This window comes from Pseudomonas sp. BN411 (genome assembly GCF_029871235.1).
Lineage (GTDB): Bacteria > Pseudomonadota > Gammaproteobacteria > Pseudomonadales > Pseudomonadaceae > Metapseudomonas.
In genome coordinates this window covers 39,262-52,337 of record NZ_SSOM01000074.1, presented here as the reverse complement: position 1 = coordinate 52,337, position 13,076 = coordinate 39,262, and the positions used below count along the sequence as shown (strand labels likewise).

The following is a 13,076-nucleotide window of genomic DNA, read 5'->3' as shown; positions in this document are numbered from 1 at the left end:
GCTCAGCCCAACTGTCCGCCCAGACGCGCCAGCAGCAGCGCCGCGTCTTCCTGGTCCTGCTGATCATCGGGAGCCGTGAAGACGGCCAACCGCACCTCGATGGGCGTCACCTGTCCGGCGGTCAGGCGTTCCGCGCCCTTGACCAGACGCTTGCGCACCACCTCCATGCCGGTGACATCCGTGTGCGGCATCAGCAGCCAGAGCACCTCCTCGCTCAGCCGGCAACAACGATCGGTTTCCCGCACGGCTTCCTGCAGGCGCTCCACCAGCCCGTCCACCAGCGCGTGGCCGCGCATCTCACCGAGTTGGGAGAGGGTTTCCAACAGGTTGACGAAACGCAGACCGAGTAGAGAGAAGGCCGGGTCCCGGTGCCGTCGCGTCAGTTGCAGCTGCCAGTTCAGCAGATCGAGGAAGGCCTGGCGTGGCAACAAGTTGAGGCTGCCGAAGCGCTCGATGTTCGTCACCCCGGCGCCGAAGCCTTCCCGGCACCTCAAGCGCCCGGCCTCGGCCAGGCGGAAGTGGCGTATTTCGCGCACGCGCAGTTTGTCGGGCGCGTGGGATTGGCCGCAGTCCAGGCAGCGCGCATCCACGGCGGCATCGACGAAAAAGGCCTGGCAGCTGCGGCAGCGGTAGTTCTCCAGCGGGCGGTCGTAGTCGCTGCCAATATGGCGAAGACGGGTCAGGCAGTTCGGGCAGAGCAGTACGCCTTCCTTGAGGAAGTGTTCCTGGGGGCCGACGTGCCCGCAGGTGAAGCAATGCAGCGAAGGCTGGCGACCGATGTCCAGGGCCTGGCACTCGGGGCAGACATCCACGTAATTGAGGCGGCCCGAACCACAGCTGGTGCACAAGCGCAGCCGGTCCTGCAGTTCACCCTCTTCCAGCCAGCCCTGCTGGCTCATCAGCTGTAGCCAGGAGAATTGATTGATGGTCTCTTCGTTGCCGAGGGCTTCCAGCAGCGGATAGCGGTAGTGCTGGGGTACGCCGGCATCACGCACTGCAAGGACTTCACCACGTGAGCGCAGCCAGAGCCACGCCATCACCCGTTCCTCGAAGCGTTCCGGGGCGGCTCCGCGATTGAAAAGGCCAAAGCGCTCGCGCCACAGGCGCCAGAGGGGCGTGATCGCACCAGGGTCGGCCGGCGGCGGGCCGTCGCCCAGGGCAATGCACCAGGGATCCTGGTCCTGGCAGCAGTAGATCAGACTGAAGCGATAGCGGGGATCGAGGCGCAGACTCCGTAAGACCGGGCCCGCCTGTGCGCCCGGCAGGTCGACCAACAGCACATCGGCTTCGGAATCGGCCTGCAGGCTCGCAAGATCGTTGTAGCGTTCCAGCTCAATGCCGGGGAATCGATACGGACCAGCGCCAAGTAACGCAATCCTGGGTGTGGTTCTGGACATGGATAAAACTCAAGCATTCCTTGGCTCAATCTTCTCACTATAGACGCGCCGCTTCGCCTTAACACGCGTCAATGTTTCCTCGATCAGCTCGGTACCACCTGCTCCAGCGGCACGTAGAGCTTCTCGTACAGCGCCTTGACCGCTGGCTGTGCTTCGGGCGCGAGGTAACCACCTTCCAGCGCCAGCACCTGGTAGATGCCTCGGCGCAGCAGTTCCTGGCTGAGGTCGGCGGCATCGCCTCGGGTGGTGCAGAGGAAGCGCACCCAGGAGGTGACGATGATCCAGCTGTTGAGGGTCAGGGCTTCGACCTGGGCAGGGCTCATCAGCAGGATGCCGGCGCTGACGAAGCCGCGATAAATGGCCTGGGCGTGGTCCAGGCAGCGCTGGGCGAAGAGCCGGTAGCGCGCGGCGAGCTCCACATCGGATTCCAGCAGGTGCTCCAGGTCACGATGCAGGAAGCGGAAGTCCCACATGGCCGCCAGCAGGGACTCCAGATAGAAGGTCTTGTCCTCCACCGTCACCTCGCGCCCCTCCGGCAGGCGCAGGAAGCTGTCCACCCGCACCTCGTAGAGGCCGAACAGCTCGGCGATGATTTCCTGCTTGTTGCGGAAGTGGTAGTACAGATTGCCCGGCGACATGCCCAGGTGCGCGGCGATGTGGTTGGTGGTGACATTGCGCTCGCCCTGGATGTTGAACAGCGCGAGGCTCTCCAGAACGATGCGGTCGCGGGTCTTGGGTCTTGGTGCCATCGGGCGGTGGTTCCTGCAATCGGTAGGCGCGGCGAGCGGTAAAGGTACACCGCGCGGCGTTCGGGAAACACCCGGTGTTACCGGCAGCCGCCCCGTCCAGCATTTCGTTGGGCTGCCGCCGAACGAGCCGGCGAGCAAGCTATTTGACAGATTAGAGCAATTGCTCTAAAAAACCAGCGACACCAAAACAACAGAGCCACGTCGCGTCCGCTCGGCGGATTCGAACGACGCTCCCGGAGCCGCCGAGGAACCGCGCCATGGTCGCCGACATCGCCTACCTGCAACAGAGCCAGCAGCAGATCAGCCAGCTGGAAACCCTCTTCCAGCGCCAGCGCGAGGCCTTTCGCGCCAACCCCATGCCCAGCGCCGAGCAGCGCATCCAGTGGCTGAAGTCCCTCCGCGAGCTGCTGTTCACTGAGCAGGAGGCGCTGATCGCGGCCATCTCCCAGGACTTCAGCAATCGCTCTGCCGACGAGACCCGACTCGCCGAGATCATGCCCAGCCTCCACGGCATCCACTATTCCGCCAAGCGCCTGAAGAAATGGATGAAGCCGTCCCGCCGCCGCGTCGGCCTGGCCTTCCAGCCGGCCTCGGCCAAGGTGGTGTACCAGCCGCTGGGCGTGGTCGGTGTGATCGTGCCGTGGAACTACCCGCTGTTCCTGGCCATCGGCCCGCTGGTGGGCGCCCTGGCCGCGGGCAACCGGGTGATGATCAAGATGAGCGAGTCCACCCCGGCCACCTCGCAACTGGTGAAAGACCTGCTGGCGCGGATCTTCCCCGAAGACCTGGTGGCCGTAGCCCTGGGCGAAGCCGAGGTGGGCGTGGCCTTCTCCCGCCTGCCCTTCGACCACCTGCTGTTCACCGGTGCCACCAGCATCGGCAAGCACGTGATGCGCGCCGCCGCCGAGAACCTGACCCCGGTGACCCTGGAACTGGGCGGTAAGTCGCCGGCCATCGTTTCCGCCGACGTGCCCCTGGCCGACGCTGCCGAGCGCATCGCCTTCGGCAAGACCATGAACGCCGGCCAGACCTGCGTGGCTCCGGACTACGTCCTGGTGCCGGAAGACCGTGTCGACGGATTCGTCGAAGCGTATCGCCAGGCCGTGAAGGGTTTCTACCCGCAGCTGACCGACAACCCCGACTACACCGCCATCATCAACGAGCGCCAGCTGGGCCGCCTGAAAGGCTACCTGGCCGACGCCGAAGCCAAGGGCGCACGCCTGGTGCCGCTGTTCCCCGAAGCCCAGGGCCGCCGCCTGCCGCACACCCTGGTGCTGAATGCCACCGATGACATGAAACTGATGCAGGACGAAATCTTCGGCCCCCTGCTGCCGGTGGTTCCCTATCGCAACATCGACGATGCCTTCAGCTACATCAACGACCGCCCACGTCCGCTGGCGCTCTACTATTTCGGCTACGGCCGGGGCGAGCAGCAACGCGTCCTCAACGAAACCCATTCCGGCGGCGTATGCCTGAACGACACCCTGCTGCACGTGGCCCAGGACGACATGCCCTTCGGCGGTATCGGCCCATCCGGCATGGGCCATTACCACGGCCACGAAGGCTTCCTAACCTTCAGCAAGGCCAAGGGCGTGTTCATCAAGCAGCGCTTCAATGCCGCGAAACTGATCTACCCGCCCTATGGCAAGGCCATCCAGAAACTGATTTTCAAACTCTTCGTCCGCTGAACCGGGCCTTCGCAGGCAGATAACAAGAATGAGCGAAACCACCCTCGACGTGCCGGGACTCTCCCGGCGCAATCTGCTCAAGGTCGGCCTGTTCGGCTCGGCCTTCCTCGCCACTGCCGGCGTGACCGCCAGCCTCACCGGCTGCTCGGCCAGCGTTCCAGCTAGCGGCTTCGCGGTGTTGCGCCAGTCCGACATGCCCTTCCTCCGGGCCTTGGTGCCCGTGATGCTGGAAGGCGCCGTAGCCGCCGGGAAGATGGCCGCAGCCGTGGACGGCACCCTGCAGAGCCTGGACTACGCCCTGCATCGCCTGTCGCCGGAAATGCTCAAGTTGACCCTGCAGCTGTTCGACGTGCTCGCCCTGCCGATCACCCGTGGGCCGCTGACCGGCATCTGGGGCAGCTGGGACAAGGCCGGCGCCCAGGACATCCGCGAATTCCTCTCGCGCTGGGAACACAGCTCCATCGGCCTCTTGAAGATGGGCCACGCCTCCCTGCTGCAACTGGTGATGATGGCCTGGTATGGCCGCCCGGAATCCTGGGCACATTGCGGCTACCCCGGCCCACCCACCGTTTGACGGCGCCCGTGTGCTTCATCGAATAACGACAAGAATTCGCCCGAGACCCTGAAATGCCTGTACCCGATCTGTTCGCCGAAGGCCTGGCCCGCGGCTGGAAAACCCACAACGGCTCGCGCCTTGAAAAGGACCTGACCCTGGAAGCCGACGTCGCCATCGTCGGCAGTGGCGCCGGCGGCGGCACCACGGCGGAAATCCTCAGTGCGGCGGGCTTCAAGGTGCTGCTGATCGAGGAAGGCCCGCTGAAGACCAGCTCCGACTTCAAGATGCAGGAGGCCGAGGCCTACCCGAGCCTGTACCAGGAAGGCATCGGCCGCATGACCAAGGACGGCGCCATCACCATCCTCCAGGGCCGCGCGGTCGGAGGAACCACCCTGGTGAACTGGACCTCCAGCTTCCGCACCCCGGACCCCACGCTTGAACACTGGGCCCGCGAGCACGGCGTGAAGGGCTTGTCGGTCGCCGAGATGGCCCCCTGGTTCGAGAAGATGGAGCAACGCCTGGGCGTTGCCCCCTGGGCGATTCCGCCGAACCCCAACAACGATGTGATCCGCCTTGGCTGCGAAAAACTCGGGCTGCACTGGAAGGTCATCCCGCGCAACGTGCGTGGCTGCTGGAACCTGGGTTACTGCGGCATGGGCTGCCCGACCAACGCCAAGCAGTCGATGCTGGTCACCACCATTCCCGCCACCCTGGAAAAGGGCGGCGAGCTGCTTTACCTCGCCCGCGCGGACAAGCTGCTGTTCGAGGGCGACAAGGTCAGCGGCCTCGAATGCCTCGGCCTGGACGAGCGCTGCGTGGCGCCCAACGGCCGCAAGATCACCGTCAAGGCGCGCCACTACGTGCTGTCCGGCGGCGGTATCAACACCCCTGCCCTGCTGATGCGTTCCGACGCACCGGACCCGCACAGCCGCGCCGGCAAGCGCACCTTCCTGCACGTAGTGAACTTCTCCGCCGCACAGTTCGACCGCCTGATCAACCCCTTCTACGGCGCGCCGCAGTCGATCTATTCCGACCATTTCCAGTGGGACGACGGCGCCACCGGGCGCATGTCCTACAAGCTGGAAGTTCCGCCGCTGCAACCCTCGCTCACCTCCACGCTGCTGGGCCGCTTCGGTGTCGACAACGCCCTGCGCATGGAACAGCTGCCGCACACCAACGTGATGCTGGCGCTGATGCGCGACGGCTTCCATCCGGACAGCGCCGAAGGCACCGTGGAGCTGCGCGGCGACGGCAGTCCGGTGCTCGACTACCACATGACCGACTACACCTGGGACGGCATCCGCCGGGCCTACCACGTCATGGCCGAGATCCAGTTCGCCGCCGGCGCCCGCGCCGTGCTGCCGATGCACAGCGACGCCGACTACGTGAAGACCCTGGATGAAGCCCGCAAGCTGATCGACGGCCTGCCGATGGAGCTCTACCGCGCCCGCCTGGGCAGTGCCCACGTGATGGGCGGCTGCGCCATGGGCGAGGACCCGAAACTGGCGGTGACCGACAGCCTTGGCCGCCACCACCAGTTGGCTAACCTCTCCATTCACGACGGTTCGCTGTTCCCCACCAGCATCGGCGCCAACCCGCAGCTCTCGGTCTACGGCCTCACGGCCAAGCTGGCCACGGGCCTCGCCGAGCGACTGGGCAAGGCGTGACGAGCGGCGCGCGTCAAGGAGGAGGTCCATGGACAAGCTCATCTCCGCGCTGCTGATCGTCGCCGGCATCATTCACTTGCTGCCGGTCAGCGGCCTGCTCGGCGCTGAACGGCTGGCGACGCTCTACGGCCTGTCGTTCAGCGAACCCAACCTGCTGCTCCTGATGCGCCATCGCGCGGTGCTCTTCGGCCTGCTCGGCGCGCTGCTGGTCTGGGCCGCCTTTCGTCCGGCCCTGCAACCTGCGGCCATGCTGGGCGGACTGGTGAGCGTGCTGTCCTTCCTGCTGCTGGCCTGGATCACGCCCGGCTACAACGCCGCGCTGCGCAAGGTGGTAATCGCCGACTGGGTGGCGCTGGCCTGCCTGGCGCTGGCCGTCGTGCTCTGGCTGCTGCGCCGACCGGCGTCGGCAGGATGAGCGCACTTCTTGGCCGCAGGGATTCGCTGCGCTACCATCCGATTCCCTTTCGGTCCCCTGCCAGGACGTCGCGATGAACCGAGTGTTGTATCCGGGCACTTTCGACCCCATCACCAAGGGTCACGGCGATCTGATCGAACGCGCTTCGCGCCTGTTCGATACCGTGATCATCGCCGTTGCCGCGAGCCCGAAGAAGAATCCGCTGTTCAGCCTGGAGCAGCGTGTGGAGCTGGCGCGAGAAGTCACCAAACACCTGCCGAACGTCGAGGTGGTGGGCTTCTCCACCCTGCTGGCGCACTTCGTCAAGGAACAGAATGCCAATGTGTTCCTTCGCGGCCTGCGCGCCGTGTCGGACTTCGAGTATGAATTCCAGCTGGCCAACATGAACCGCCAACTGGCGCCGGACGTGGAGAGCATGTTCCTCACCCCGTCGGAGAAGTACTCCTTCATCTCCTCGACCCTGGTACGCGAAATAGCGGCCCTGGGCGGCGACATCAGCAAGTTCGTGCATCCCGCTGTGGCTGCCGCACTAGCTGAACGCTTCAAGCGCTAACGACAGCCCCTCCGCGATCGACGCGTGCGTCGATCGCGGCATTCCGGCACAATTCCGCTAATTTCTGTTCAAGGCCGCCGCTGTCTGGCGACGGCAGGAGTTGTTCCCATGTCCCTCAAGATCACCGACGACTGCATCAACTGCGACGTCTGCGAACCCGAGTGCCCCAACGGCGCGATTTCCCAGGGCGAGGAAATCTACGTGATCGATCCCAACCTGTGCACGGAATGCGTTGGCCACTACGACGAGCCCCAGTGCCAGCAGGTCTGCCCCGTCGATTGCATTCCCCTCGACGAAACCCATGTCGAAAGCAAGGATGAGCTGATGCAGAAGTACCTGAAGCTCACCGGCAAGGCCTGACCCGTGGGCCGCCCGGTACGCGGCGCCTACCGCGGCGCGCTGCTCGCCACGCTGCTTCTGCTCGCGGGCGCCGTGCAGGCTGCCCAGCCGGGCCGCGCAGCAGTCGCCACGCCCCACCCATCGGCCACCGTGGCCGGCCTGGAAACCCTGGCCCAGGGCGGTAACGCCTTCGACGCCGCCGTGGCCATCAGCGCCGCCCTTGCCGTTGCCGAGCCTTATGGGTCCGGCCTGGGCGGCGGCGGCTTCTTCCTGCTCCGCCAGGCTGGCGAGAAGCCTGTCTACCGCTTCCTCGACGCCCGTGAACGTGCGCCGCTGGCCGCCCATGCGCGTCTCTATGTGCGCGACGGCAAGGCCGACCCGGCCCTTTCCCTGGAAGGCCCCCTGGCCGCCGCCATCCCCGGCCTGCCGGCAGCACTGGCGGATCTCGCCAGCCGCTATGGCCGACTGCCGCTGGCCGACAGCCTGACCCCGGCGATCCGCCTGGCCCGCGACGGTATTTCGGTGGATCGCATCTACCGTGAGCGCGCCTCCTGGCGCCTGTCGTCGATGCGCGACGACCGCGAGACCGCCCGCCTCTTCCTCGACCACAAGGGCGAGGTGCCGGAAGAGTTCAGCCTGCTGCGCCAGCCGGAGCTGGCCAACACCCTGGAACGCATGGCCCGCTACGGCAAGTCCGGTTTCTACAGCGGCCCCACTGCGGAAAAACTGGTTGAGGGCGTCAATGCCGCCGGTGGCATCTGGAGCCTGCGCGACCTGGCCGACTACAAGACCGTGGAACGCCAGCCGATCCGTTTCCCCCTCGCCGATGGCCGCGAGCTGATCGGCGCCCCGCCGCCCTCGGCCGGCGGCATTGCCCTGGCCCAGAGCCTGGCGATGCTGCAGGAGCTGCCTTGGCGCAAGGCCGACCGCGTGCAGCGCACCCACTACGTGGTGGAAGTGCTGCGCCGCGCCTATCGCGACCGTGGCCTGCTGGGCGATCCGGATTTCGTCGCAAATCCCCAGGCCAAACTGCTCGACGCCGACTACCTGAAGAAACTTGCCTCCGGCATCGACGGCCGTCGCGCCACGCCGAGCAGCAGCCTGCCGCCGTCGCCGCCCCTGCACGAAGGCGAACACACCACCCATTTCGTAGTGATCGACAAGGACGGCAACGCCGTGGCGGCCACCCTGTCCATCAACCTGCCCTTCGGCGCCGCCTTCACCGTGCCCGGCACCGGCGTCCTGCTGAACGACGAGATGGACGACTTCGCCGCCAACCCTGAAGGCGCGAATGCCTACGGCCTCGCCGCCAGCCAGGCCAACGCGGTGGGCTCGGGCAAGCGCCCGCTGTCGTCGATGAGCCCTACCTTCATCGAGAGCGAGCAGGAATTCACCGCCTTCGGCACTCCGGGCGGCAGCCGGATTCCCAGCATGGTGCTGCTCTCGGTGCTGGAGTACCTGGATGGTCAGCCGGTGAGCCGCTGGCCTGCCGTGGCGCGCTACCACCACCAGTTCCTGCCAGACCAGATCGAGCACGAGCCGGGCGCATTCAGCAGCAGCGAAAGCGCGGAGCTGCAGGCGCGCGGCTACAGCCTCAAGCCACTGTCACGCAATTACGGCAACCAGCAGGTGCTGTTCTGGAACAAGGCCAAGGGCAGCCTCGAAGCCGCCAGCGACCCGCGCGGTCTAGGCCTATCCGAAATCCTCGAAATCGAGAAGTTGCGGTAGGTTGGTCCGAGCCTGCGAGGCCCAACACGCAATGCCGAACCCTGGCAACGTTGAGCTTCGCTGCGCTCTGACGGAACGCCGCCCGCACCAGCCTACAGTGATCCGCCTCCAGACATCGCGCAGCGCGCCCTACAACCGCTCGCCTTCCAGCACGATCAGCGACTCTTCGTCCTGCTCCAGCCGCCGCAACTCGCGGAACAGCAACTCCCCCTCACCCAGCATCAGCACGTTGCGCAGGCTCTGGAAGATCCGGCTGGCGTAGCCCAGGTCGTTCATCAGCGAGCTGGTCTGCAGGCCATCCAGTTCAGTGCTGCGTACAGAATTGAACAGGCGGGTGCGGAAGGTGCCGTCGAAGGCCGCCGCCTTCTCGTCCAGCCAGCGCAGGCGCTCGTTCCAGGCCTCTTCCGGGAGTTCGGAGCGGCCCAGCTCACGCAGTTCGTGGAGCATCGCCAGCAGATGACGGCGCAGGTCCACGTAGGCCTCGCGGATGGGTGACGGCTCTTCGGCCAGGTAGCGCCCGAGGTTCTTCTGCAGGTGCTTGGCATCCTTCACCGCATCCACCAGTTGCAGCGCGGCCAGTTGGCAACTGACCCAGAACTGCTGGTGCGCCTCGTCCAGCGGCAGGTCGAGCCGCCCCATGAAGCTCAGCAGATCGCCGTACACCCCCTTGATATGCCGCTGGTAGAGCGCTTCGGCATCCAGGTGATAGCGCTCCGGCCGTGCGTGCAGCAGTCGCTCGTCACCCTGGGCGCTGGCCAACTGGTCCACCGGCAGGTAGAGCGCATGGCAGATCACCTCCATACTCAGCCGGCCAAGGTGATGCAGCTCGCGCACCACGGCGCTGGCCGCGGCGTCCGCCGAATCCAGGGCGCGCTCGCTGAGGTAGCGCGCCTGGGTGCGCTGGGGTTCTTCCTGTCCGGCGGCCAGCTCGGTGATCAGTACCTGGGGCTCTTCGCGCTCCGGCAGCCAGCGCACCAGCCACTGGGCAAGGCGCTCCTGCAGCGGCCAGAACAGCAGCACGCCCATGGCGTTGATCAGGCTGTGGAACATGGCCAGCTGGATCAGTTCGTTCTCGCCCAGGCCGGTGAGGGTGGCCAGGCGATCGACCAGCCAGCTCAGCGGCTCCAGCAGGATGAAGGCCAGGGTGCAGGTGACCACGTTGAACAGCACGTGGGCCAGGGCCAGGCGCTGACCGCTACGGTTACCGCCGAGGGAACCGACGAAGGCGGTGGTTACGCTGCTGCCGACATTGGAACCAATGGCGATGGCGAAGCCCTGGGCCAGGTCCAGCTGCCCGCCGGCCAGCGCCGCCAGGGTCAGCATCAGGGTGGCGTGGCTGGACTGCAGCACCACCGTGACCAGCAGGCCAATCAGCGCGAACAGCAGACTGCCCATCAGCCCGTCAGCCTGGTACGCGGTGAGGTCGAGGCCGTCGCCAAAACTGGCGAAGCCGTCCTTGATCTGATCGATACCCAGGAAGATGAAGGCGATGCCGAGGACGATGCGCCCGGCGGCCTTGCTCTTCTCACCCAGGAAGCCACCGAGCACGCCGAACACCAGCAGCGGCAGGGCCAGCGGGCTGAGGCTGAGATTCTGCCCGGCCAGCGCCAGCAGCCAGATGCCGCTGGTGGCGCCCAGGTTGGCGCCGAAGAGGATGGCGATGCCGCCGGCCAGCTGGATCAGCCCAGCACTGATAAAGGCGATGGTGAGCAGGGAAACCAGCGTGCTGGACTGCAGCAGCAAGGTGCCGCCGATGCCGAACATCAGCCCCTTGAAGGAGGTGGCCGTGCTGCGCGCCAGCAACTGCTCCAGCTTGCCGCCGGCGAGCTGGCGGAGTCCTTCCTCCAGGCACTGCATGCCGAACAGGAACAGCGCGAGCCCCGCGCACAGTTCGAGCCAACCGGAACTGAACCAGAAGCTCAAGGCCAGTCCGACGGTGGCCAGGATCAGCAGAACAATGCGGGAGTAGTGCTTCACGGGCGGTATTCCTTCACCAGACAAGGCCCCAGCTATTAACCGATGCGATGGCCGGAGGGCAACCCGCGCGCGCCCCGGAAACGCCGACGGCCCCGATAAGGGGCCGTCGCGATGGAGCCGCAGGAAGGGATCAGTCTTGCCTGTAACCGCTCATGGTGCAGCCCAGGCAGCGCACGAAGGCTTCCCTGCCCGGCTCCACAACCAGCGCATTGGCGGCATCCTCGACATTACCGCCCAGAGCGGAGAACGGCAGGCTGACGATGAACAAGCCTGCGCCGATCACCGTGGCGCCGATCAGCAGCGGGCGGGCGATCAGGATGTCGCCGGCCATGCTGTAGCCGCTGGGGGCGTTGGCGGTATACATCGGGTCGCCGCTGACATTTTCCTGTACCACTTCCGCATTAGCCGGCAGCGCCAGCAGGCCAGTGGTCAGCGCCAGGACAGCAGCGGTTGTGCGGAGCAGGTTCATACGGGCGATCCTTCAGATAGTGGTGTACGAAAAACTATAACAGCGCATGGCACATCGGCAGCGTGACGGCCTTCAATCGCCATTGAAAGCGTAGTCGGGTTTTTTCGGTACGTAGGGCCGGTAGAAGGCCAGCAGCTGCTGCAGGTCGGCCTGCTCGTCGCCAGTGGTGTAGAACGGCTGGCCGATCACCACCCGGCGGTTGACGTAATCCAGGGCCGCTGGGACCACTGGCACGTCGGCGCCACGGGCGATGTGGTAGAAGCCCATCTTCCAGCGCTCCACCCGCTTGCGGGTGCCTTCGGGCGAGATGATCAGCATGAACTCGCGGCTCTGGCGGAATTGCTCCACTGCCTGCTCCACCATGTTCAACTTGAGGTGGCGGTAGATCGGCACCCCGCCCCAGCGCTTCAACAGACGGCCGAAGGGCCGGCGGAACAGCGTGTGCTTGGCGAACCAGTGGCCATTCAGGCGCAGGACGAACTTCACCGCGAGGAAGATCACGAAGTCCCAGTTGGAGGTGTGATGGGCGCCAATCACCACAAACTTGTCGAGGGGCGGCATGCGTCCCTCGATACGCCAGCCCATCAGGCGCAGCATGCCGTGGCCGATCGCCTCGGCAAATGGATTGGGGGGCAGGTAGTTACCGTACATAGGACAGACTTCTTTCTTGTTCTAGGGATGCTCGGCGCCGAGTCTGGCGACCCGGCGAAGGATCAGCGTTGGCAGCGCGGACAATAGACGCTGGCGCGTTGGCCGAGACGGATTTCCCGCAGGGTCGAACCGCACTGCTTGCAGAACGCGCCAGCGCGGCCGTAGACCCAGAGTTCCTGCTGGAAGTAACCGGGCTTGCCGTCACCACCGACGAAGTCGCGCAGGGTGGTGCCGCCGCATTCGATGGCCTGGGCGAGGATGCGTTTGATCTCCTCGGCCAGCTTCAGGTAGCGCGCACGGGAAATGGAGCCGGCCTCGCGGCGCGGGTCGATGCCAGCGGCGAACAGCGCTTCGCTGGCGTAGATGTTGCCGACGCCCACCACCACGGCGTTGTCCATGATGAAGGGCTTCACCGCCATGCTGCGGCTGCGGGAGAGCTGGAACAGGCGCTCGCCGTCGAACAGGTCGGTCAGCGGCTCGGGCCCCAGGTGACGCAGCAGCTCGTGGTTCAGCGGATCATCGCTCCACAGCAGGGCGCCGAAACGGCGCGGATCGGTGTAGCGCAGGGCCATCCCCGATTCCAGCTCGATATCCACATGCTCGTGCTTGGCCACGGCCAGCCCCGCCTCCACCAGGCGCAGGCTGCCAGACATGCCGAGGTGGCTGATCAGCGTGCCGGCCTCGGCCTGCAGCAACAGGTACTTGGCGCGGCGTTCCACGTGCAGGATGCGCTGGCCGGACAGGCGCACGTCCAGGTCCTCGGGAATCGGCCAGCGCAGGCGGCGTTCACGCACGATCACCCGGCTGACGCGCTGGCCTTCGAGGAAGGGCGCGATGCCGCGGCGGGTGGTTTCGACTTCAGGTAATTCAGGCATCGGTTTCTCGGT

General features: G+C 65.9%; 13 protein-coding genes. 7 read left to right on the top strand and 6 right to left on the bottom strand.

What is annotated here, in order from left to right:
• Nucleotides 1-2: 2 nt before the first annotated feature.
• Nucleotides 3-1,397, bottom strand: coding sequence for a diguanylate cyclase (locus E8F06_RS21160; protein WP_280370726.1), 1,395 nt, complete (start codon nucleotides 1,395-1,397; stop codon nucleotides 3-5).
• Nucleotides 1,398-1,480: 83 nt separating this feature from the next.
• Nucleotides 1,481-2,146, bottom strand: a complete 666-nt coding sequence (locus E8F06_RS21155; protein ID WP_280370724.1) for a TetR/AcrR family transcriptional regulator — start codon at nucleotides 2,144-2,146, stop codon at nucleotides 1,481-1,483.
• 257 nt (nucleotides 2,147-2,403) lie between these two features.
• Here E8F06_RS21155 and E8F06_RS21150 point away from each other — a divergent pair, with 257 nt between their 5' ends.
• The 7 genes from E8F06_RS21150 (at nucleotide 2,404) to ggt (ending at nucleotide 9,092) form a co-directional block, all read left to right on the top strand.
• Nucleotides 2,404-3,834: a coniferyl aldehyde dehydrogenase gene (locus E8F06_RS21150; RefSeq protein ID WP_280370722.1), complete on the top strand. Its 1,431-nt coding sequence runs from the start codon at nucleotides 2,404-2,406 to the stop codon at nucleotides 3,832-3,834.
• 28 nt (nucleotides 3,835-3,862) lie between these two features.
• A complete protein-coding gene (locus E8F06_RS21145) occupies nucleotides 3,863-4,408 on the top strand; it encodes a twin-arginine translocation pathway signal protein (protein ID WP_280370720.1) in 546 nt (181 codons plus the stop codon).
• A gap of 53 nt (nucleotides 4,409-4,461) precedes the next feature.
• Nucleotides 4,462-6,057, top strand: coding sequence for a GMC family oxidoreductase (locus E8F06_RS21140; RefSeq protein WP_280370718.1), 1,596 nt, complete (start codon nucleotides 4,462-4,464; stop codon nucleotides 6,055-6,057).
• A gap of 28 nt (nucleotides 6,058-6,085) precedes the next feature.
• Nucleotides 6,086-6,472, top strand: coding sequence for a phosphopantetheine adenylyltransferase (locus E8F06_RS21135; protein ID WP_280370716.1), 387 nt, complete (start codon nucleotides 6,086-6,088; stop codon nucleotides 6,470-6,472).
• Nucleotides 6,473-6,545: 73 nt separating this feature from the next.
• Nucleotides 6,546-7,025 carry a pantetheine-phosphate adenylyltransferase gene (gene coaD, locus E8F06_RS21130; protein WP_151131280.1) on the top strand — a complete coding sequence of 160 codons (480 nt, stop codon included), beginning with the start codon at nucleotides 6,546-6,548 and terminating at the stop codon, nucleotides 7,023-7,025.
• Between the two features lie 108 nt (nucleotides 7,026-7,133).
• Nucleotides 7,134-7,385 carry a YfhL family 4Fe-4S dicluster ferredoxin gene (locus tag E8F06_RS21125; protein WP_028629061.1) on the top strand — a complete coding sequence of 84 codons (252 nt, stop codon included), beginning with the start codon at nucleotides 7,134-7,136 and terminating at the stop codon, nucleotides 7,383-7,385.
• Nucleotides 7,386-7,424: 39 nt separating this feature from the next.
• Complete coding sequence (ggt, locus tag E8F06_RS21120; RefSeq protein ID WP_280370997.1) at nucleotides 7,425-9,092, top strand: gamma-glutamyltransferase; 1,668 nt, start codon at nucleotides 7,425-7,427, stop codon at nucleotides 9,090-9,092.
• A gap of 129 nt (nucleotides 9,093-9,221) precedes the next feature.
• Here ggt and E8F06_RS21115 read toward each other — a convergent pair whose 3' ends face one another.
• The 4 genes from E8F06_RS21115 to mutM form a co-directional block, all read right to left on the bottom strand.
• Nucleotides 9,222-11,069 (bottom strand): Na/Pi symporter, encoded by a 1,848-nt coding sequence (locus E8F06_RS21115; protein WP_280370714.1) that lies wholly within the window; start codon nucleotides 11,067-11,069, stop codon nucleotides 9,222-9,224.
• 130 nt (nucleotides 11,070-11,199) lie between these two features.
• Nucleotides 11,200-11,538, bottom strand: a complete 339-nt coding sequence (locus tag E8F06_RS21110; protein ID WP_280370712.1) for a multidrug transporter — start codon at nucleotides 11,536-11,538, stop codon at nucleotides 11,200-11,202.
• 72 nt (nucleotides 11,539-11,610) lie between these two features.
• Complete coding sequence (locus tag E8F06_RS21105) at nucleotides 11,611-12,189, bottom strand: lysophospholipid acyltransferase family protein (RefSeq protein ID WP_280370710.1); 579 nt, start codon at nucleotides 12,187-12,189, stop codon at nucleotides 11,611-11,613.
• A gap of 62 nt (nucleotides 12,190-12,251) precedes the next feature.
• Nucleotides 12,252-13,064, bottom strand: a complete 813-nt coding sequence (gene mutM / locus E8F06_RS21100; RefSeq protein ID WP_280370708.1) for a bifunctional DNA-formamidopyrimidine glycosylase/DNA-(apurinic or apyrimidinic site) lyase — start codon at nucleotides 13,062-13,064, stop codon at nucleotides 12,252-12,254.
• Between the last annotated feature and the right edge of the window lie 12 nt (nucleotides 13,065-13,076).

Excerpts from the sequence above, each read along its gene's own strand:
- E8F06_RS21160 (WP_280370726.1), bottom strand. The coding sequence starts at position 1,397 with ATGTCCAGAACCACACCCAGGATTGCGTTACTTGGCGCTGGTCCGTAT.
- E8F06_RS21155 (WP_280370724.1), bottom strand. The coding sequence starts at position 2,146 with ATGGCACCAAGACCCAAGACCCGCGACCGCATCGTTCTGGAGAGCCTC.
- E8F06_RS21150 (WP_280370722.1), top strand. The coding sequence starts at position 2,404 with ATGGTCGCCGACATCGCCTACCTGCAACAGAGCCAGCAGCAGATCAGC.
- E8F06_RS21145 (WP_280370720.1), top strand. The coding sequence starts at position 3,863 with ATGAGCGAAACCACCCTCGACGTGCCGGGACTCTCCCGGCGCAATCTG.
- E8F06_RS21140 (WP_280370718.1), top strand. The coding sequence starts at position 4,462 with ATGCCTGTACCCGATCTGTTCGCCGAAGGCCTGGCCCGCGGCTGGAAA.
- E8F06_RS21135 (WP_280370716.1), top strand. The coding sequence starts at position 6,086 with ATGGACAAGCTCATCTCCGCGCTGCTGATCGTCGCCGGCATCATTCAC.
- coaD (WP_151131280.1), top strand. The coding sequence starts at position 6,546 with ATGAACCGAGTGTTGTATCCGGGCACTTTCGACCCCATCACCAAGGGT.
- E8F06_RS21125 (WP_028629061.1), top strand. The coding sequence starts at position 7,134 with ATGTCCCTCAAGATCACCGACGACTGCATCAACTGCGACGTCTGCGAA.
- E8F06_RS21110 (WP_280370712.1), bottom strand. The coding sequence starts at position 11,538 with ATGAACCTGCTCCGCACAACCGCTGCTGTCCTGGCGCTGACCACTGGC.
- E8F06_RS21105 (WP_280370710.1), bottom strand. The coding sequence starts at position 12,189 with ATGTACGGTAACTACCTGCCCCCCAATCCATTTGCCGAGGCGATCGGC.
- mutM (WP_280370708.1), bottom strand. The coding sequence starts at position 13,064 with ATGCCTGAATTACCTGAAGTCGAAACCACCCGCCGCGGCATCGCGCCC.